General features: G+C 64.7%; 18 protein-coding genes and 1 tRNA gene. 8 read left to right on the top strand and 11 right to left on the bottom strand.

What is annotated here, in order from left to right:
- Positions 1 to 136: 136 nt before the first annotated feature.
- The 3 genes from E0501_RS05170 to E0501_RS05160 form a co-directional block, all read right to left on the bottom strand.
- Complete coding sequence (locus tag E0501_RS05170; protein WP_137700260.1) at positions 137 to 712, bottom strand: histidine phosphatase family protein; 576 nt, start codon at positions 710 to 712, stop codon at positions 137 to 139.
- A 173-nt stretch (positions 713 to 885) separates the two neighbouring features.
- Positions 886 to 960: transfer RNA gene (locus tag E0501_RS05165), tRNA-Val, on the bottom strand.
- 19 nt (positions 961 to 979) lie between these two features.
- Positions 980 to 1,336, bottom strand: coding sequence for an HU family DNA-binding protein (locus E0501_RS05160; RefSeq protein ID WP_235857748.1), 357 nt, complete (start codon positions 1,334 to 1,336; stop codon positions 980 to 982).
- A gap of 253 nt (positions 1,337 to 1,589) precedes the next feature.
- On the opposite strand from E0501_RS05160, the gene E0501_RS05155 reads away from it, so the two are divergent.
- Positions 1,590 to 1,781 carry a hypothetical protein gene (locus tag E0501_RS05155; protein ID WP_137700259.1) on the top strand — a complete coding sequence of 64 codons (192 nt, stop codon included), beginning with the start codon at positions 1,590 to 1,592 and terminating at the stop codon, positions 1,779 to 1,781.
- 74 nt (positions 1,782 to 1,855) lie between these two features.
- Here the strand turns inward: E0501_RS05155 and lon are convergent, their stop codons facing one another.
- Positions 1,856 to 4,261, bottom strand: coding sequence for an endopeptidase La (gene lon, locus E0501_RS05150; protein ID WP_137700258.1), 2,406 nt, complete (start codon positions 4,259 to 4,261; stop codon positions 1,856 to 1,858).
- Between the two features lie 273 nt (positions 4,262 to 4,534).
- Between lon and E0501_RS05145 the strand changes: the two genes are divergently transcribed.
- Positions 4,535 to 5,188, top strand: coding sequence for a cysteine hydrolase family protein (locus E0501_RS05145; protein WP_137700257.1), 654 nt, complete (start codon positions 4,535 to 4,537; stop codon positions 5,186 to 5,188).
- An 83-nt stretch (positions 5,189 to 5,271) separates the two neighbouring features.
- Here E0501_RS05145 and tgt read toward each other — a convergent pair whose 3' ends face one another.
- Complete coding sequence (gene tgt / locus E0501_RS05140; protein ID WP_137700256.1) at positions 5,272 to 6,402, bottom strand: tRNA guanosine(34) transglycosylase Tgt; 1,131 nt, start codon at positions 6,400 to 6,402, stop codon at positions 5,272 to 5,274.
- A 69-nt stretch (positions 6,403 to 6,471) separates the two neighbouring features.
- On the opposite strand from tgt, the gene rimK reads away from it, so the two are divergent.
- The 5 genes from rimK (at position 6,472) to tpiA (ending at position 10,527) form a co-directional block, all read left to right on the top strand.
- Positions 6,472 to 7,881 (top strand): 30S ribosomal protein S6--L-glutamate ligase, encoded by a 1,410-nt coding sequence (rimK, locus tag E0501_RS05135; RefSeq protein ID WP_137700255.1) that lies wholly within the window; start codon positions 6,472 to 6,474, stop codon positions 7,879 to 7,881.
- 64 nt (positions 7,882 to 7,945) lie between these two features.
- Positions 7,946 to 8,728, top strand: a complete 783-nt coding sequence (locus E0501_RS05130) for an enoyl-CoA hydratase-related protein (RefSeq protein ID WP_137700254.1) — start codon at positions 7,946 to 7,948, stop codon at positions 8,726 to 8,728.
- 186 nt (positions 8,729 to 8,914) lie between these two features.
- The gene (locus E0501_RS05125) at positions 8,915 to 9,277 is read left to right on the top strand and encodes an SUF system Fe-S cluster assembly protein (protein ID WP_137700253.1); all 363 of its coding nucleotides are present in this window, start codon (positions 8,915 to 8,917) and stop codon (positions 9,275 to 9,277) included.
- A 28-nt stretch (positions 9,278 to 9,305) separates the two neighbouring features.
- Entirely contained in the window at positions 9,306 to 9,686 is a 381-nt protein-coding gene (locus E0501_RS05120) for a HesB/IscA family protein (protein WP_137700252.1), read from the top strand.
- Positions 9,687 to 9,774: 88 nt separating this feature from the next.
- A complete protein-coding gene (tpiA, locus tag E0501_RS05115) occupies positions 9,775 to 10,527 on the top strand; it encodes a triose-phosphate isomerase (RefSeq protein ID WP_137700251.1) in 753 nt (250 codons plus the stop codon).
- Positions 10,528 to 10,637: 110 nt separating this feature from the next.
- Here the strand turns inward: tpiA and E0501_RS05110 are convergent, their stop codons facing one another.
- The 6 genes from E0501_RS05110 to E0501_RS05085 form a co-directional block, all read right to left on the bottom strand.
- Entirely contained in the window at positions 10,638 to 12,521 is a 1,884-nt protein-coding gene (locus E0501_RS05110; RefSeq protein ID WP_137700850.1) for an SLC13 family permease, read from the bottom strand.
- A 130-nt stretch (positions 12,522 to 12,651) separates the two neighbouring features.
- Entirely contained in the window at positions 12,652 to 14,016 is a 1,365-nt protein-coding gene (locus tag E0501_RS05105) for a TRAP transporter large permease (protein ID WP_137700250.1), read from the bottom strand.
- Positions 14,016 to 14,684 carry a TRAP transporter small permease gene (locus E0501_RS05100; RefSeq protein ID WP_137700249.1) on the bottom strand — a complete coding sequence of 223 codons (669 nt, stop codon included), beginning with the start codon at positions 14,682 to 14,684 and terminating at the stop codon, positions 14,016 to 14,018. The genes E0501_RS05105 and E0501_RS05100 overlap by 1 nt, the downstream gene beginning before the upstream one ends.
- Positions 14,685 to 14,784: 100 nt before the next feature.
- Positions 14,785 to 15,786: a TRAP transporter substrate-binding protein gene (locus E0501_RS05095; protein WP_137700248.1), complete on the bottom strand. Its 1,002-nt coding sequence runs from the start codon at positions 15,784 to 15,786 to the stop codon at positions 14,785 to 14,787.
- Between the two features lie 322 nt (positions 15,787 to 16,108).
- Positions 16,109 to 17,338, bottom strand: coding sequence for a sigma-54-dependent transcriptional regulator (locus E0501_RS05090; protein WP_137700247.1), 1,230 nt, complete (start codon positions 17,336 to 17,338; stop codon positions 16,109 to 16,111).
- Positions 17,335 to 19,077, bottom strand: coding sequence for a sensor histidine kinase (locus E0501_RS05085; protein ID WP_137700246.1), 1,743 nt, complete (start codon positions 19,075 to 19,077; stop codon positions 17,335 to 17,337). Before E0501_RS05085 ends, E0501_RS05090 begins: the two co-directional genes overlap by 4 nt.
- A 59-nt stretch (positions 19,078 to 19,136) precedes the next feature.
- On the opposite strand from E0501_RS05085, the gene E0501_RS05080 reads away from it, so the two are divergent.
- On the top strand, positions 19,137 to 20,297 hold the full coding sequence (locus tag E0501_RS05080; protein WP_137700245.1) for a cytochrome P450: 1,161 nt from the start codon (positions 19,137 to 19,139) through the stop codon (positions 20,295 to 20,297).
- The last annotated feature ends 23 nt before the right edge of the window (positions 20,298 to 20,320 follow it).

Below are 20,320 nucleotides of genomic sequence, written 5' to 3'. Positions count from 1 at the left end.
TCCTCCGCTCTTTCTTGGAAAAATACTCGAATCCGACGCCCGCATCGCGCGCAAGCTCCGATATGGCGCGCTTCGCGCCCCCGTGGCGCGGCGGGTGGGTGGGTGGGGCCGCGCCACGGGGGCGCCTCCACATATGCTAGCGGTGGGTCACTTCGACCCCGTCACGCAACTCCAGCACCACGCCCTGGTCGCGGCGCATGGCAATCATTTCCTCCATGCCCACGCCCAGGACGATGCCGCGCAGGATGGTCAGCGCCACGCCGTGGCTCACCACCACGGCGGGTCCGGTCAACTCACGCAGGAACGCCCCGATCCGCGCCCGCAGGTCGGCCTCGGTTTCGCCCGGCCCGATCAGGCACAGTTCGAACACCGAACGGCCCTCGAAAGTCTCGGGCTCCTGCGCGGCCAGATCGGCATACAGATGCCCCTCCCAGCGGTCCAGGTAGACCTCTTTCAGACGGTCGTCGTAAACCGGCTCCAGCCCAACCGCGCCGAGCGCGATCCCGGCGGTCTGGCGCGTGCGCCGCTGCGGGCTGCAATAGGCGGCAATCCCTTCGGGCAGCTCCAGCGCCTGCAATATCCGCCCCTGCGCGGCCGCGTGGCCCCGCCCCAGTTCGGTCAGGTCCGATTCCATCTGCCCCTGCACCCGCCGGTCGCGGTTCCAGTCGGTCTGGCCGTGGCGCAGAAGGTAAAGCGTAGGATAATCCGTCATGGCAACTCCTCAGCCAAACGCAAAAGGACGCGCCCGGAAAGAGCGCGCCCTCGGAATTCTGGTGGGTGATAAGAGTTTCGAACTCCTGACCCAGCGTGGCGCCAAAGGCGACGCGCGTTGGTCAGGCCCAAAAACAAGAAGACGCGCCCGGAAAGAGCGCGCCTTCGGAATTCTGGTGGGTGATAAGAGATTCGAACTCCTGACATCTTCGATGTGAACGAAGCGCTCTACCACTGAGCTAATCACCCGGTGGACGGGCTTTTAGCCTCACTCGGCGGCCTCTGCAAGAGGGTCTTTCGGATCATCCCCGGCGGGCGCATCGGTGTTGGCCAGCGGCCGGCGGATGCGCGTGATATAGACATCGCCGTTCGACATTTTCTTGCTACGCTGCACCTTGATCTTGCCCAGACCCGGCAGGTTCAGGTCGCGCCCCGCGGCGATCGCCTCGCCGATCTCGGCCAGCGCCGCCTCGATGGCGGGTTTGACGAACTTTCGCTTCACCCCCGACCGCTCGGTCACGGCGTCCACCAGTCCCTTCTTGCGCATGGCAGCCGACACCGTGGCGGGCTTGGTTTCCTGCACCACTACCGGTTCCGGCGTGCTGGCCACCGGTTTCGGTGTCACCTTGATCGTCTTGCGGGGTGTCGGCGCCTTGGCCGTTTTCCCGGTCGTCGTCTTGCCTGCGGTCGTCTTCGTCGACTTGGTCGGGCGAGTCGACTTGCTCGTCTTGGTTGTCGCTATCTCGGTCTGCCTCGTTGCTTTTTTGGCTTCGTTTTCTGGTAGGTTAACGAAAACGCACCGCAATATCTAGTCAAAGTTGCATGATGACCCTGCAATCCCTAGCCTTTTCCTGTTGATAGTAACCTTGGGGGAAATCATGAAACGCATCATCCTGCCCGCGGCGCTGGCCGCAACGCTCGCCACCGGCCCGGCGCTCGCCGGCAGCCTCGGGGATCCGGTTGTCGAAACCGATCTCATCGTCTCGGAAACCACGGCAACATCCTCGGCCGCGGGCACGGGGCTGATCCTCTTCCTGGCCGCGGTGATGGCTGCCGCAACGTCCGACTGACCGCCCGCATCTTTTTGCCGGCACGAAAAAAGGCCGCCCTGCCGGGGCGGCCTTTTCAACTGCTGTGAGAGGGCTCAGTGCGCCGTGGCGCTTGCCCCACCGGTCTCGGCCAGCGCGGCCGCGGCCGCGGCCTCTTCGGCCTCCTCGTCCCACTCGATGGGCTCGGGCGTATCCACCAGCGCCAGCTTCAGAACCTCCGACACGTGCTTGACGGGGATGATCTCCAGCCCCTCCTTCACGTTGTCGGGGATCTCGGCCAGATCCTTCTCGTTCTCCTCGGGGATCAGCACCCGCTTGATGCCGCCCCGCAGCGCCGCGAGAAGTTTCTCCTTCAGCCCGCCGATGGCCAGTGCATTGCCGCGCAGCGTCACCTCGCCGGTCATGGCGATGTCCTTGCGCACCGGAATGCCGGTCAGAACGCTGACGATCGCCGTGACCATGGCCAGACCGGCCGAGGGCCCGTCCTTGGGTGTGGCGCCCTCGGGCACGTGCACGTGGATGTCCCACTTGTCCATCCGCGGTGGCTTTACCCCGATCTGCGGCGCGATGCTGCGGACATAGGAACTGGCCGCGTCGATCGATTCCTTCATCACATCGCCCAGCTTGCCGGTGGTCTTCATCCGGCCCTTGCCCGGCAGGCGCAGCGCCTCGATGTTCAGAAGCTCGCCGCCCACGCTGGTATAGGCCAGCCCGGTGACGACACCCACCTGGTCCTTTTCTTCGGCCAGGCCATAGCGGAACTTCTTCACGCCCAGGAAATCGTCGATATTCTCGCCAGTTACGACGATCTTCTCATCCTCGCCCTTGACGATCTTGGTCACCGCCTTGCGCGCCACCTTGGCGATCTCGCGCTCCAGGTTCCGCACCCCGGCCTCACGCGTATAATGCCGGATGATCGCGGTCAGCGCGCTGTCGTCGATCTCGAACTCGCCCTTCTTCAGGCCGTTATTGGTGACGACCTTGGGCACCAGGTGCTGCCGCGCGATCTCGCGCTTTTCGTCCTCGGTATAGCCCGCCAGCGGGATGATCTCCATCCGGTCCAGCAGCGGCCCCGGCATGTTATAGCTGTTGGCCGTGGTCAGGAACATCACGTTCGACAGGTCGTATTCCACTTCCAGGTAGTGGTCCACAAAGGTCGAGTTCTGTTCCGGGTCCAGCACCTCCAGCATCGCGCTGGCCGGATCGCCGCGGAAATCCTGCCCCATCTTGTCGATCTCATCGAGCAGGATGAGCGGGTTGTTGGTCTTGGCCTTCTTCATCGCCTGGATGATCTTGCCCGGCATCGAGCCGATATAAGTCCGGCGGTGGCCCCGGATCTCGCTCTCGTCGCGCACGCCGCCCAGCGAAATGCGGATGAATTCGCGTCCCGTCGCCTTGGCGACCGATTTGCCCAGCGAGGTCTTACCCACGCCCGGCGGGCCGACAAGGCACATGATCGGGCCTTTCAGCTTTTTCGAACGCTGCTGCACCGCCAGGTATTCCACGATCCGCTCCTTGACCTTCTCCAGGCCATAGTGATCGGTATCCAGGATCTCCTGCGCCTTGTGCAGGTCCTTCTTGACGCGGCTGCGCTTGCCCCACGGAATGCTCAGCATCCAGTCGAGATAGTTGCGCACCACCGTCGCCTCGGCGCTCATCGGGCTCATGTTCTTCAGCTTTTTCAGCTCGGCATCGGCCTTTTCCTTGGCCTCCTTGCTTAGCTTGGTCCCGGAGATCTTCTCTTCCAGCTCGGCGATCTCGTTAGCGCCCTCTTCGCCGTCGCCCAGCTCCTTCTGAATGGCCTTCATCTGCTCATTCAGATAGTATTCGCGCTGCGTCTTCTCCATCTGGGATTTCACGCGCGTCTTGATCTTTTTCTCGACCTGCAGAACGCTCATCTCGCCCTGCATCAGGCCATAGACCTTCTCCAGCCGCTCGCTCACGCTCAGCGTCTCGAGAAGCTCCTGTTTCTGGCCCACTTCGATGCCCAGGTGCCCGGCCACGAGGTCGGCCAGTTTCGCCGGATCGTCGGCCTCGCTCACCGCGCTCAGCGCTTCCTCGGGGATATTCTTGCGCACCTTGGCATAGCGTTCGAACTCGGTCGTCACCGTGCGGTGCAGTGCCTCGATCGTCGCCGCGTCGCCCGGCATCTCGGTCAGGTATTCGGGGCTCGCCTCGAAGAATTCCTCGTTTTCCAGGTATTCGGTGATGCGCACCCGCGCCTGCCCCTCGACCAGCACCTTCACCGTGCCATCCGGCAGCTTCAGCAGCTGCAGCACGTTGGCCAGCACCCCGGCCTTGTAGATGCCATCCGTGGTGGGGTCGTCCACCGTCGGGTCGATCTGGCTGGCCAGCAGGATCTGCTTGTCATCAGCCATCACCTCTTCCAGCGCGCGCACCGATTTCTCGCGCCCGACGAAAAGCGGCACGATCATGTGCGGGAACACCACGATATCGCGCAGCGGCAGCACCGGATAGGATGTGTTCAGAGGCTCTTGCATGCTCATGATTGGATCTGTTCCTTGTTCTTGGCAAGGCGCCGGGCCCCTCATCAGGCAGCACGCGGCGCCTCCGCGTTTCCGAAAGGTTAATTGGGGCCTCGGCCTGTCGATTTCAATACGGCCCGGTCTCAACCTTCACCCCAGCATGCCTGCCCGCGTGCCGGCCCGCAAGCGGCGATTGGCCTCGCGGTTAAGGCTGGTGAAAATTTTCTCCCGTGACACCCCCGCCGACGGCGCTATCCTGCCCCCGAACCGCACAGGAGACCCACCCCCATGATCGCCCAATTCGGACCCGACACCGCGCTCTTGCTCATCGACGTGCAGAAAGGCGTGCATGATCTTGCCCATTGGGGCGGGGCTACCGGGCGGATGAACAATCCCGGCTGCGATGACAACCTGCGCGCGCTGCTCGCCGCCTTCCGCAACGCCGGGCGCCGCGTGGCGTTTACCCGCCACGACAGCATCGAACCCGACAGCCCGCTGAAATTCGCCCTGCCCTCGGGCGCCCAGATCGACGGGCTCGAGCCCGCCACCGGCGATATCGTGATCGAGAAATCGGTCAATTCCGGCTTCATCGGCACCGATCTCGAACTGCAACTGCGCCGCGCGGGGATTTCGCGGCTGGTGATCGCGGGGTATTTCACCAATTTCTGCGTCGAAACCACCACGCGCATGGCCGGCAACATGGGCTATGACACCTATCTCGTGCACGATGCCTGCGCTGCCTGCAACCATGCCGACCTCAACGGCATCGACCGCGATCCCGAACTGGTGCACGCCATGTCCGTGGGAAACCTGCACGGTGAATTCTGCACCGCCATCACCACCGCCGACGCGCTTGGCCTGCTTGGCGCCGACGCGCCCCGCCTTACCCGCGCCCAGGGCAACGAAGCGGACGCCCCCGCACCGACCGCGCGCAGCGCCTAAACTTCATCTTGCCGGAAATATCCCCGCCGGAGGCATACAGGACGGCGGGCGGGGCGATGGCGCAGCCGAGCGCCGTGCCGCCGTCAAGGGGGGTCGACATCGCCCAGGGCCCGGGTCGCGTGGAAGTCAGCCTCCCAGGCGTCGAACCTGCCCGCCGCGATCGCCGCGCGCATGCCGGCCATGATCTCCTGGAAATAGTGCAGGTTGTGCCAGGTCAGCAGCATCGAGGAAATGATCTCCTGCGCCCGGAACACGTGATGCAGGTAGGCGCGCGAATAGTTCCGGCATGCCGGGCAGCTGCAGGCCTCGTCCAGCGGCCGCGGATCGTCGGCGTGCCGCGCGTTCTTGATGTTCACCACGCCGCGCCGCGTGAACACCTGCCCGGTCCGCCCGCTCCGCGACGGCAGCACGCAATCCATCATGTCCACGCCGCGCTTCACCGCGCCCACGATGTCATCAGGCTTGCCCACCCCCATCAGGTAGCGCGGCTTCTTTTCGGGCAGGAACCCCGGCGCATAGTCGAGACAGCCGAACATCGCCTCCTGTCCCTCGCCCACGGCCAGACCGCCGATCGCATAGCCGTCAAAGCCGATCCCTTTCAGCGCCTCTGCGCTTTCCTCGCGCAGGTCGCGCTCCAGGCCGCCCTGCATAATCCCGAAGAGCGCATGCCCCGGCCGGTCCCCGAACGCCTCTCGCGAGCGGTCCGCCCACCGCATCGACAGCCGCATGCTCTCCTCGATCCGCCTGCGGTCCGCGGGCAGCGCCGGGCATTCGTCGAAACACATCACGATATCGCTGCCCAGCAGGCGCTGGATTTCCATGCTGCGCTCGGGCGTCAGGTGATGCTTGGAACCGTCGATATGGCTCTTGAAGGTCACCCCCTCCTCGGTCAGCTTGCGCAATCCGCTCAGGCTCATCACCTGGAACCCGCCGCTGTCGGTCAGGATCGGCCGCGGCCAGTTCATGAACCGGTGCAACCCGCCCAGCCGGTCGATCCGCTCCGCGCCGGGCCGCAGCATCAGGTGATAGGTATTGCCCAACAGGATATCCGCGCCCGTCTCGCGCACCGATTCCGGCATCATCGCCTTCACCGTCGCGGCCGTGCCCACCGGCATGAAGGCCGGTGTGCGGATCTCACCCCGCGGGGTGGAAATCACGCCCGTGCGCGCCGCGCCGTCCGTGGCCGTCAGGTTGAAGTCGAATTTGGTTGCCATAAGATGCTCCCGGGCGGTATCAGGCCGCCTCTTTACAGATGATGCCCCGCCTTTGCCAAGGAGAACCGCATGAGCGATCCATCCCCCCGCATCCTCAAGTTCGGCTGGGAAGAATGGGTCGCCCTGCCCGAGCTCGGCCTGCCCGCGCTCAAGGCCAAGGTCGACACCGGGGCGAAAACCTCGGCCCTGCATGCCTATGACATCGAAACCTTCGGCCCCCATGCCAAACCCAAGGTGCGCTTCACCCTGCACCCGATCCCCGGCCGCGATGACCTGGTCATTCCCTGCTCGGCGCCGATCATCGACCGCCGCGAGGTGACAAGCTCCAACGGCGAAAGCGAACACCGCTATGTCATCGAAACGCCCATTTCCGTGGGCGGCGAAACCTGGCCGGTCGAAATCACGCTCACCAACCGCGCGGGCATGGCCAACCGCATGCTGCTTGGCCGGCAGGCGCTGCTCGATCATATCACCATCATCGCCACCGAGCGTTTCCTCCAGCCCGAGCTCAGCTACGAGGTCTACCACACCGCCCGCATGCGCCACGAGGCGCCCAACCGCGCCCTGCGCATCGCCGTGCTCAGCCGCGAAGACAACTATTCCACCCGCCGCCTTGTCGAAGAAGGCGAAACACGCGGCCACACGGTCGAGGTGATCGACACCACCCGCTGCTACATGGCGATCAACGCGCTCGCGCCCGAGGTGCATTACGATGGCAAGCGCCTGCCGCGCTACGATGCCGTCATCCCACGCATCGGCGCCTCGATCACGCCCTATGGCACCGCGGTCGTGCGCCAGTTCGAAACCATCGGCACCTTCTGCGTCAATTCCTCGGCCGGGATCTCGGCCAGCCGGGACAAGCTCTATGCCCATCAACTGATGGCGCGCGCCAAGATCGGCATGCCCAACACGGCCTTCGCCGCCTCGCCCAAGGACACGCGCAATCTCATGGAGCTCGTGGGCTCGGCGCCGCTGATCGTCAAGCTGCTGGAATCGACCCAGGGCAAGGGCGTCGTCCTGGCCGAAACGAAAAAGGCCGCCGAGTCGGTGATCGACGCCTTCCGCGGGCTGAAGGCCAACTTCCTCGTGCAGGATTTCGTCAAGGAATCCGCCGGCGAGGACATCCGCTGCCTCGTGATTGGCGGCAAGGTGGTGGCCTCGATGAAACGCACCGGCGCCGAAGGCGATTTCCGCTCGAACCTGCATCGCGGCGGCAGCGCCAAGTCGGTGCGCATCTCGAAGGAGGAACGCGAAACCGCGATCCGCGCCGCCCGCGCCTTCGATCTCAACATGGCCGGCGTCGATCTCCTGCGCTCCGACACCGGCCCCAAGGTGCTCGAGGTCAATTCCTCGCCCGGCTTCGAGGGAATCGAAACCTCCACGGGCAAGAACGTGGTGGAAAAGCTCTACGAGGAAATCGAGCGCCGCGTGCGCCCCACCCCGATCCGTCGCCGGAAATCCGCCGCAAAGGGCGCGTGACGCACCGAAACCCTTGTGCCGGCCGCCTCTCGCGGGCACTCTCCGCCCGCAGGAGGAGACCGCGATGAACCAGATGCAAGCCCCCGATCTCGTCACCGAAACGCTCGAAGACGGCGTGCTCACGCTTACGCTGGGCAATGGCAAGGCCCATGCGCTGAACCTCGCCCTGATCAACGCCCTGCACGATGCCGTCACCGCAGCGGCCGACAACGCCGAGGCCCGCGTGATCGTGATCGACGGGCCCGGCCATATCTTCTGCGCCGGTCATGACCTGAAGGAAATCGCCCGCCACCGCGCCAATGACGACCATGGCGAGGCTTACCTGCGCCAGCTCTTCGCCGATTGCGCCCGGATGATGCAGGACGTCACCTACTCGCCCCGGCCCACCATCGCCATGGTCGATGGCATCGCCACCGCCGCCGGCCTGCAACTTGTCGCCGCCTGCGATCTGGCATTTGCCTCGCACAACGCCGCCTTCTGCCTGCCCGGCGTGATGAACAACGGGTTCTGCACTACCCCTGCCGTGGCCGTGTCGCGCGCCGTGGGCCGCAAGCACCTGATGGAGCTTCTGCTCTCGGGCACGCCCAAACCCGCCGACTGGGGCCTGCGCGCCGGCCTCGTCAACGAGATCACCGACCCGGCCGAGCTGCGCGCCCGGGTGATGGATTTCGCATCCACGCTGGCCACCCGCAACCCCGGCCCGATCGCCGCGGGCAAGCTGACCACCTACCGCCATCTCGATCTCGACCTGCCCGCCGCCTACGACATGGCCACCGAAACCATGATCGGCCATTTCATGGATCCCAACCGCATCGCGCATGAAAAAGACTCGCGCTGGTCCGGCTGAGCGTACGCCGCGTTAACCTTAACGCGCGTTAATCCCGCCCGTCTTGTCCGGCAGCCGGATGTCAGCCGGGCGGTGCACGCAAATCACCCCCCGGAATCGGGGAGCACGCCGATGTTAACCCGCTGTCTCTTTACGCGCGCGACTTGAAACCTTATATGTTTCGTCAGGAAATACGCGAGGCCCTCCATGACCGAACAGCCCGAGCCGCTCGAAGGCACGCCGCTTATTGCGCCCTCGACCGTGAACCACCCGCTCTACGACGCGGTGGTCGAGGCCTGCCGCACTGTCTATGACCCTGAAATCCCTGTGAATATCTATGATCTGGGATTGATCTACACGATCGACATCAGCGACCAGAACGAGGTGCGCGTGATCATGACCCTGACCGCTCCGGGCTGCCCCGTGGCGGGTGATATGCCAGGCTGGGTGGCCGAGGCGATCTCGCCCCTGGCCGGCGTCAAACAGGTCGATGTCGAGCTCACCTGGGAGCCCCAGTGGGGCATGGAAATGATGAGCGACGAGGCCCGGCTCGAGCTGGGTTTCATGTAGTAAATCAACGGACTGGAAGGAGAAGCTCATGTTCGGCATCCCCGGAAAACAGGCCGTGACGATGACCCCGGCCGCCATTGCCCAGATCGCCAGGCTGATGGCGAAAGAGGGCCACCAGGGCCTGCGCATCGGCGTCAAGAAAGGCGGCTGCGCGGGCATGGAATACACCATGGAATATGTCGACACGGTCGATCCTAATGACGAGGTCGTCGAACAGGACGGCGCCCGCGTCATGATCGCCCCCATGGCGCAGATGTTCCTGTTCGGCACCGAGATCGACTACCAGACCTCTCTGCTCGAGTCTGGTTTCGTGTTCAACAATCCCAACGTGGAAGATGCCTGCGGCTGCGGAGAGTCGATAAAATTCAAAGATATCGATGATTTGCAGGCCGAACGTGACGCGGACTAGGCCCGGGGCTGAGCCCGCGACATCGCTTCCCTTGACCGGCGCGCATTCCCCGCGATGATAGCGCGAACCAACAAGTCGGGAGGGATACATGCGCCGCAAACTGGCCGCCGGAAACTGGAAGATGAACGGGCTCACCGCCTCGCTGTCCGAGCTCACGGCGCTCGCCTCCGCCCATCCCGATCCCGCGGCTGACTTGCTGATCTGCCCCCCGGCAACGCTGATCGCGGCCGCAGCGCAGGTCTGCGCCGGCAGCCCGCTCGCCATCGGCGGGCAGGATTGCCACGCCGAACGCTCGGGCGCGCATACCGGTGATATCTCGGCGGAAATGCTTGCCGATTCAGGGGCTTCCGCAGTAATCCTCGGCCACTCCGAACGCCGCGAGGATCACGAGGAAAGCAGCGAAGACGTCCGCGCCAAGGCCCGCGCCGCACATGCCGCCGGCCTCACAGCGGTGATCTGCATGGGCGAAAGCCTCGCCCAGCGCGAAGCCGCCAACACGCTCAATGTCATCGGCGGTCAACTCTCCCTCTCCGTCCCCGACAAATCCACCGCCGAAAACCTAGTCATCGCGTATGAACCCATCTGGGCCATCGGCACCGGGAAGGTGCCCACCACGGCCCAGATCGGCGAGGTGCACGATTTCATCCGCACCCATCTCGAAAGCCGCTTCGGATCCGATGTCGGCCGCGGCGTGCGCCTCCTCTATGGCGGCTCCGTCAAACCCGACAACGCCGCCGAAATCTTCAGCGTGCCCAATGTCGACGGCGCCCTTGTCGGCGGCGCCTCTCTCAAGGCCACCGATTTTTCGCCCATTATCAAGGCTTTGGAAGAAAGCGCCTGATCCCCCGCTTCATCTGACCGGAAATACCTCGGGGGTTTGGGGGCAGCGCCCCCAAGGCCTGCGTGGCCTGAACGCAAACCCAAACTGCGCGCCCCAGGCGCTCCGGGTCTTCAGAACACCAGGTTCATCATCACCATCGAAACGATCAGGAACAGCACTGTCATCACCCCCCCCGAGCGGACGAAATCCACCACCTTGTAACCCGCCGGTCCCATGATCAGCGCATTCACCTGGTGCGTCGGGATCAGGAAGGAATTCGAGGTCGAGATCGCCACCGTCAGCGCGAAGATCGCCGGATCCCCGCCTGCCGCCACCGCGATCGACACCGCCAGCGGCACCAGCAGCACGGTCGCGCCCACGTTCGACATCACCAGCGTAAAGATCGTCGACAGGATCGCCACGCCCAGTTGCAGCGACCAGATCGGCCAACCCTCCAACAGCGCAACCACCTGGTGCGCGATCCACGCCGCCGTGCCGGTATGCTGCACCGCCTGGCCCAGCGGAATGAGGCTCGCCAACAAGAACACCGTCTGCCAGCTCACCGCCTCATAAGCTTCGTCGATCCGCAAAACCTTCGTCGCGATCATACCCGCCGCGCCCGTCAACAGCGCCAGCGACAGCCGCACATCGGTGAACAGGATCAGCGACAGCGATATCAGAAAGAAGACTAGCGCCCAGCCCACCTTTTTCGGACGCATCTCCTCGCGCGGGAAATCCGAGGTGACGATAACGAAATCCCGCCCGCGGCTCTGTCGCGCCAGCGCCTCCCAGGTGGTGAACACGACCAGCGTATCGCCGGCCTGCAGCGGGATGTTCAGGATGTCATCGGCAGAATGCTCCTGGGTTTCCACGAGGCTATAGGTCTGCCCGGCCCGGTGCACCGCCAGAAGGCTCATCCCGTAGGTGCGCCGCAGCGCCACCTCGAGCGGCGTCTTGCCGACCACCGGGCTATTGGGCGGCACGACGACTTCGCCGACCCCCGCCACCGTCGGGGCGAAATCCTCGGCGAAAACATCCAGGTCGCCCAGCACCTCCAGCCCGTACCAGCCGGCCACTTCCTCGATCACCTTGCGCCGCCCCAGGATCGCCAAGCGGCAGGGCGTTTCGATCTTGGTGTCCACCGGCGGCGTCATATAGCGGCGCCCTTCCCGGGCGGATCCGATGATATACAGGTTGTGCGCCTGCATGATGTCGCGAAAGGTCTGCCCTTCCAGCAGGTTGCCCGCCGGGAACTTCACCTCGACGATATCGGATTTCAGGCCATAGGTCTGTTTCAGGTAGGCGCCCACCGCCTGCCCCGACGTCCGGTCGCCGCCCGTCTCGCGCGAAGGCAGTATCCAGCGCCCGAAAAGGACGAAATAAAGGATCCCCGTCACCACCAGCGCCGCGCCCACCGGGGTGACCGAGAAGAGGCCGAAGGGCTCCATCTCGTTATGTTTCGGCAGGCTCTGGTTGGCCGTGTGGATCAGGTCGTTCAGCAGGATCAGCGGCGACGAGCCTACCATCGTCATCGTGCCGCCCAGGATGGCGCAAAACCCCATCGGCATCAGCAGCCGGCTGAGCGGCAGCCCGGTGCGCACCGAAATGCGGCTGACCACCGGCAGGAACAGCGCCGCCGCCCCCACGTTCTGCATAAAGGACGAGATGAAGCCCACCGTGCCGGAAATGATCGGGATGATACGCGTCTCGGTGCGTCCGCCATATTTCAGGATCGTGGCAGCCACCTTGCTCATCAGCCCGGTCCGGTCCAGGCCCGCCCCGATGATCATCACCGCGATGATCGAGATCACCGCATTCGATGCGAAGCCATCGAACAGGTGCTGCGGGTCGGCCAGGTTCTCCATGCTGGGGAACTGGCTCAGGATACCTAGCAGAACCATGATCAGGATCGCGGTAAAATCGATCCGGAAAAGCTCGGTCACGAACAGGACGACCGTCAGGCCAAGCACTCCGAGAACCACCGTCATCTCGAAGTTTAGCGCCAGCGGCTCCATGTCCTGCCCCTCCATCTCATTCAGTGATCAGAATATGGGCGCAACCCGTTTCCGCCAAACGAAATTTCGTCGCAAAAGAAAAGACGGCCCCGAAAGGCCGCCTTTCCCACTCGTTTACCCTGGTCCCTCGCTACTTGGTAATGATCTCCGGCCCCATGAAGGTGTTGGGCAGGAAGGTCGACAGCCACGGAATGTAGGTGATCATGATCAGGAACACGAACAGCACGACCAGGAACGGCAGCGCCGCGCGCACCACGCCCATCATCGGCATGCCCGCCACGCCCGAGGTCACGAAGAGGTTCAGACCAACCGGCGGCGTGATCATCCCGATCTCCATGTTCACCACCATGATGATGCCCAGGTGAATCGGATCGATGCCCAGTTCGATCGCGATCGGAAACACCAGCGGCGCCACGATCACCAGAAGGCCACTGGGTTCCATGAATTGCCCGCCGATGAGCAGGATCACGTTCACCACGATCAGGAACATCACCGGGCCGAACCCCGCGTTCAACATCGCCCCGGCGATATGCTGCGGGACCTGCTGCTCGGTCAGGACATGTTTCAGGATCAGCGCGTTGGCGATCACGAACAACAGCGTGACGGTGAGTTTTCCCGCCTCGAAGAGCGTCTTCTTGGTGTCGGGATGGAAAAACGCCGTCAGCAGCGCCTGCGGCCGCGTCAGCACATTGCCGCGCCCATCGGCCAGCGGCCCCATGTCCCGGTAGATGAAGCTTGCGATCAGGAAGGCATAGACCGCCGCCACCGCCGCGGCCTCGGTCGGGGTGAACACCCCACCATAGATGCCGCCCAGGATGATGACGATCAGGAAAAGGCCCCAGCCGGCCTCGCGGCCCGACTCCCAGATCTCGCGCCAGCCCTGCCAGTCACCCTTGGGCAGGTTCTTGACCTTGGCCATGACATAGATCGTCACCATCAGCATCAGGCCCGCCAGAAGCCCCGGGATGACACCGGCCAGGAACATCCGGCCCACCGACACCTCGACGCTCGCGGCATAGACCACCATCACGATGCTGGGCGGGATCAGGATGCCCAGCGTGCCCGCGTTACAGATGACGCCCGCGGCGAATTCCTTGGAATAGCCCACCTGCCGCATCCCCGCGATCACGATCGAGCCGATAGCGACAACCGTGGCCGGAGACGAGCCCGATAGCGCGGCGAACATCATGCAGGCAAATACGCCGGCAATGGCCAGACCGCCCGGCAGGTGCCCCACGCAGGCGATGGAAAAGCGGATGATTCGCCGGGCGACACCGCCCGTGGTCATGAAGCTCGATGCCAGGATGAAGAACGGAATGGCCAGCAGCGTGTAATGCCCCTCGAAGGCCTCGAACAGCGTGCCCGCGACGCTGGCCATGGTCGCATCCGAGAACCACAGCAGGAAGAGAATCGAGCTCAGCCCCAGCGCCACCGCGATCGGCACCCCGATCAGCAGCAGGCCCACGACCATCGAGAAAAGAAGAACTACTTCCATCAGTTCGTCCCCCCGGCCTTGGCCCGCGCTTCGGCAAGCTCGTCTTCAACCTCGTGGCTGGCCACCAGGCGGTCGATCCGGCCCTGCCAGACCTGCACGGCGACCTGCGCGAAGCGGAACGTCAGGAGCAGCATGGAAACCGGCAGCACGAGGTAAGGAACCGCCTTCGGCATCTTCTCGTAGGATTCACCAAGGTTGATCCAGTCCTCCAGGAACCGCAGCGGCGCGATCATCGGAATGTCCTGCACCTCGTACCAGCCCTGACCGCGGAACTTGTCCTCGAACCCGGTGGGGAACCAGCGGCCGCTCGTCGGCGGCAGCTCGGCAAAGACCGACCAGTAGTCATAGGCGCCTTTCACCAGCAGCAGCGAAAACGCCAGGCAGCAGGCAACCGCGATCAGCGCCATCGCCCTGCGCACCGGCGGCGCCACCATGTTGACGATGGCATCCACGCCCAGGTGGCTGTGTGTCTTCACCGCATAGGATGCGCCCAGAAGTACCAGCCAGGCAAACAGGAACACGGTCAGTTCCAGCGCCCACAGGATGTTCGAATTGAAAACGAAACGTGCGATGACATTGGCAAAGGTGATTACCGTCATCAGGCCCAGTATCGCGGCGATCAGCGTTTCCTCGATCTGATCGGTCAGCGACAGCTTGCGATGCGCCATCCCGGTCCCTCCCCCGTGTCGAGATGTCTTTATGATGCGGGCGGGCCATCTCCCCGAACGGCCCGCCCGCCTGTTTACGTGAGTGTCAGCTCGCCCGCGGTTACATACCCGCGTTGATCGTCTGTGCGGCTTCGATCATGTCCTGGCCGACATCGCCCGAAAACTTGTCCCAGACGGGTTTCATCGTGTCGACCCAAGCCTGGCGCTGCTCCGGCGTCAGCTCGCGGATGGTGCCGCCCGCATCGATGATCGACTGGCGTGCGGCCTGGTTCACGGCAAAGGATTCCGAGTTCCGCGTGGTCGTCACTTCCTTCAGGATGGTCAGGAACTGATCACGCACCTCGGGCTCCAGGCTGTCCAGCCAGTCGACACTGGTCACCACCAGGTAGTCGATCACGCCGTGGTTCGTTTCCGTGATGCCGTCCTGCACCTCGAAGAACTTCTTGCCATAGATGTTCGACCAGGTGTTCTCCTGTCCGTCCACGGTGCCCTGCTGAAGCGCGCCATAGACTTCCGAGAAGGCCATTTTCTGCGGGTTGCCGCCGATGGCTTCCATCTGCGCCACCAGCACGTCCGAGCTCTGCACCCGGAATTTCAGGCCATTGGCGTCGCTCGGCGAAATCAGCGGCTTGTTGGCCGACATCTGCTTCATGCCGTTGTGCCAGAAGGCCAGCCCCTGCAGGCCGCGGCGCTGCATGCTGTCCAGCATCGCCTGGCCGTGCTCTCCGTTCTGGAAGGCATCGACAGCGTCGATGTTCTTGAACATGAAGGGCAGATCGAAAAGACGGAACTGCTTGGTGAATTTTTCGAATTTCGACAGGCTCGGCGCGGCCAGCTGCACGTCGCCCTGCAGCATTGCCTCCAATACCTTGTTGTCATTGTAAAGCGTGGAGTTCGGGAAGACCTCCATGCACATCTTGCCGTTCATCTCCTCGTTCACGCGCTTTTCCAGAAGCGACGCTGCAATCCCCTTGGGGTGCTTGTCGGTGTTGGTCACGTGGCTGAACTTGACGACGATCTCGCCGTCATCACAGGCCGCGGTGGCCGCGCCCGCGGTCACGGTCAACGCCAGCGCGGTGGCAGCAGCAGTCAGGAATTTCATTTCTTTCCTCCCAGAAATTAATCACAAAGCCCAAGGCTTGGGCACATGCGGCCATGCTCACGATCGCGTGTCGATTGGGCAAGCCCGTAGCGCTCGGCATCTTTTCGACATGTATTTATATTGTGTTTCTGATACTTAGCAGTTTTCTGATAAGTGTGCGTAGGTCGTCGGCACTTGCCGCGTGCGGAATTCCGCACAATGTGTCACCCCGCCTGTGCGGATTTTCGCACAGATCGCGTGGGCCGAATCCCCTGCTTCATCTGACCGAAAATACCTCGGGGGTGCGGGGGCTGGCCCCCGCTCCGCACGTCCGGGATACGCCCTAGCGCCGGTAATCCTCGGGCTTGATCCCGTAGCGCGCCAACTTGTCGTAGAAGGTCTTGCGCGGCAGCTTCAGCGCTTCGGCCGCCGCACTTGCCCTGCCGTTCTGCCGCCCCAGCGCTGCCACCAGGAGCGACCGTTCAACCCGGGCCAGCTGCTCTGCCAGGCCCAGCTCCGCGCCATCCTGCGTTTCCTCGGGCATGCCCAGTACAAAGCGCATCGCCGCACTCATGAGCGACCTGGCATTGCCGGGCCAATCCTGTGCCATCAGCGCGGCCAGATGTTCGGGCGCTACGTCCGGCGCCTGCAGGCCCGCCTGCTCGGCGGCCTGCGCGACGTAGTGCCGGAACAGCACCGGAATGTCCTCCGGCCGCTCCTTCAGCGCCGGAACACGCACTCGCATCACGTCCAGCCGGTAAAACAGCTCGGCATTGAAGCCGCCCGCCTCGACCCGGGCCCCCAGGTCGGCACTTGATCCCGCGATCACGCGCACGCCCGCGCCCGCCCCGATCCGCTCCAGCGCGGCGAACTGGGTCTCGCGCGGCATTTCCTGCACCTCGTCCAGGAAAACCGAGCCCCCCTGTGCCGTGCGGAACAGATCGTCCAGCGCCTCGGCCGACAGGCCCGCCGCCGGGCGCTTCACGAATGGCCCCGCGGCCACCGGGCTCATCAGGTGCACCACCTCGGCCACCTTGGAAATGCCGCTGCCCGGGGGGCCGTGCACCAGGATCTCGGCACCGGTAGCCGCCACCCTGCGCACCCGCGCGCGCAGCTCTTCCGCCCTGGCCGAGTCGCCAAACAGCATCCGCGCGGCCGGATCGCCGGTCTCCAGCTGCGCCTTCAATCGGCGGTTCTCCAGCACCAGCGCGCGGGTTTTCAGCGCGCGCTCGACCTCGGCCAGAAGGTCGGTCGGCGGACAGGGTTTCTCCAGGAACCCGAAGGCACCCTGCCCCATCGCCTTCACCGCCATCGGGATGTCGCCCTCGCCGGTCAGCAAGATCACCGGCAGGTCCGGGTCCACGCCGTGGGTATAGTCCAGCAGGTGAAACCCATCCCGCCCGGGCATGCGCATGTCGCTGACGATCACCCCCTCGAATCCGGGCGCAATATGATCCTTGGCCTCGATGAAACTGCCCGTCACGACCGGCTCCAGGTCGCCCAGTTCCAGCGTCTGGCGCATCGCCTCGCGCACCGCGGCGTCGTCATCGACGAACAGAACCTTGCGAGTCACGCCGCCGCCTCCTCTTCACGCCAGCGCTCAAGTTCAACGGTAAACAGCGCGCCCTCCCCGGTATTGCTGCCCCGGATATTGCCGCCAAAGCTCTGCACCAGGCCATAGGAAATCGACAGGCCCAATCCCATGCCCTCGTCACCACCCACTTCCTTGGTGGTGTAGAACGGTTCGAACACCTTTTCGGGATCTTCGATTCCGGGGCCCGTGTCGCGCACCGTCACGCTCAGCCTTGTGCCCTCCTCGATCCCGATCGCGATCTTCCGGGCACGCACCTGGCCCGCCATTGCATCGGCGGCATTGTTGATCAGGTTCACGAAAACCTGCGTCAGCCGCACCTCGCCGCCATAGGCCAGAACGGCATGGTCGGGCCGGCGCCAGTCCATCTCCACCCCATCCCGGGCCAGCCGCGCCTCGGTCAGCTCTATCGCGCTGTCGATCACCTGCGACAGGTCCACGCGCCCCATCGGTTCGCTCTCGTTGCGGGCAAAGGCGCGCAGGTTCCGGATGATCCGCGCCGCCCGTGTGGCCAGCCCCGAAATCCGGCCCAGGTTCTCGGCCGCCATCTCGGGCTTGCCTCGCTTCAGGAAAACCGTGCCATTGTCGGCGAATTGCCGGATCGCCATCAGCGGCTGGTTCAGCTCGTGGCTGATCCCCGCGCTCATCTGCCCCAACGCGCTCAGTTTGCCGGCCTGCACCAGCTCGGCCTGCGCCTGGCGCAGCGCCGCCTCGGCCTCTTCGCGTTCGCGCACCTCGCGGCGCAGCGCCTCGTTCGTCTGCGACAGCTCAGCCGTGCGTGCCACCACCCGCGCCTCCAACTGCCGGTTGGCCTGCGTCAGGGCCCGGCGTCGTTCCATTGCCAGGAACAAGAGCGCGCCAAATGCCAGCCACAGCGCCGCGAACACCGCCGCCTGCAACCCGGCAATCCGCCGGGCGGGGCCGGTATCCACCAGCGCCTCGGCGCGCATGCCGATCACCGGCAAGTCGCGCACCAGGTGCAGCGCCCGCGCCGGGATATAGGGCCCCCACTCCATCTGCCAGATCTCGAACCCGCCGCGCAGACTGGCGCCAAATTCAGGTGCCGCGCCCTCGGCTGGGCGCAGCCCCGGCTCGTTCTTCGGCCGCACCCAGAACAGAAGTTCGGAACGGTTCGAAACGAATACCTGCCCACCCGCATCGGTAAACAGAACCGCCGGTCGGGACCCGCGCCATTCGCTTTCCAGGTTGTCCAGGTCAACGACGACGATCAGCGCACCGGCCACCCTGCCATCCGCGCCAAAGCGCGGCGCGGCATAGAAATAGGCCCGCCGCCCCTCGTCCCCGTAAAGCCCGTTGCCCGAGCCCAGAGCACCCTGCATCGCCCGCTCCACCCATGGCGCATCCACCAACTGGCCTGGCCCGCCCGCATTGGCCCGGGCCCGCACCCGGCCCTGCGCATCGACATAGATGAGGTTCAGCGCCGCCGTCTTGTCCGAGGCCGACAGCAACAGCGCGTCGCGCTCCGCCCGGCTGCCTGCCTCCAGCACCGGATGCGGCGCCATCAGCACCGCCATCTCCTGGTAGCGTTGCAACTGCCCGGTCAGGCGGTCTGCGGCCAGCGCCAGGTCCGCCTCGCCCCGCTGCGCCACCTGCTCCAGCGCCTGCCGCTCGCCATAGGCAAAGACCAGCGCCGTCATCGCCGCGACCGCGCCCAGAAAGCCCAGGGCCAGGATGGCCCGTCTCAGAACCCCGTGTTCCATGCTCCTGTTTAACCGCGCGCCGCTTGCAATGACCAGACGCTTGGCGGCAAATACCGCCCATGCAGACGCTTTCGCAGGATCCCTCCGACCCTGGGTTCGTTCAGAACCCCTACCCGTTCTATGACCGCGCCCGCGCGGGCGGTGATCTGTTCTTCTGGGCCGACTACGGCCTGCCCTGCGCTGTCTCGCACGCAGCCGTCCACGCGCTCCTGCGCGACAGGCGCATGGGCCGTGAATGCCCGCCCCAACTGGCGCCCTCCATCCCCGACCACCTGCGCCCCTTCTACGCGATCGAGGCGCATTCCATGCTCGAGCTTGAACCGCCCCGCCACACCCGCCTGCGCGGGCTTGTTCTGCGCGCCTTCACCTCGCGCCGCATCAAGGCACTGGCGCCCGAAATCACCCAACTGACCCATGACCTGATCGATACCTTCCCCTCGGGCCCTTTCGACCTGCTGCCGGCCTTTTGCACGCCCATCCCCGTGCGCATCATCTGTCGCCTCCTCGGCGTCCCCGAGGAGATGGCGCCGCAACTGCTCGACTGGTCTCACGCCATGGTGGCGTTGTACCAGGCCCGCCGCACCCGCGCCGACGAAGACGCCGCCGCCACCGCTGCCGCAGAGTTCGCCGCCTTCATGCGCGCCCATATCGATGCCCGCCGCGCCGACCCGCGCAACGATCTCATCACTCACCTGATCGCCGCCGAGGAAGCCGGTGAACACCTGAGTACGGACGAACTCATTACCACCTGCATCCTGCTTCTGAATGCCGGGCACGAAGCCACGGTGCACAGCCTCGGCAACGCGGTGAAAACCCTGCTCGAACAGGGCACGCCCCCCTCCGACCCCGCGATCGAGGAAACCCTGCGCTTCGATCCGCCGCTGCACATGTTCACCCGCTACGCCTACGAGGATTTCACTGCCTTCGGCCACCGCTTCCGCCGGGGCGATCAGGTTGGCCTCCTGCTGGCTGCCGCCAATCGCGATCCGGCCGTCTGGCCCGATCCGAACCGCTTCGATCCCGCCCGCGCGCTCACCACCAACCTCTCCTTCGGTGGCGGCGTGCATTTCTGCGTCGGCGCGCCGCTTGCACGGCTCGAACTGCAGATCGCCCTGCCCATGCTCTTCGACCGCTGCCCGAACCTACGCCTCGCCAAAGCACCCGCCTATGCCGACAGCTACCACTTCCATGGCCTCGCGCGCCTGATGGTGCAGGCGTAGGCCGGGCTTCAGCCCGGCACCCC

The organism is Marimonas lutisalis (genome assembly GCF_005434965.1).
GTDB lineage: Bacteria > Pseudomonadota > Alphaproteobacteria > Rhodobacterales > Rhodobacteraceae > Marimonas_A > Marimonas_A lutisalis.
Note: the sequence above shows the minus strand (reverse complement) of the source record. Positions and strands in the feature narration are given on the sequence as shown.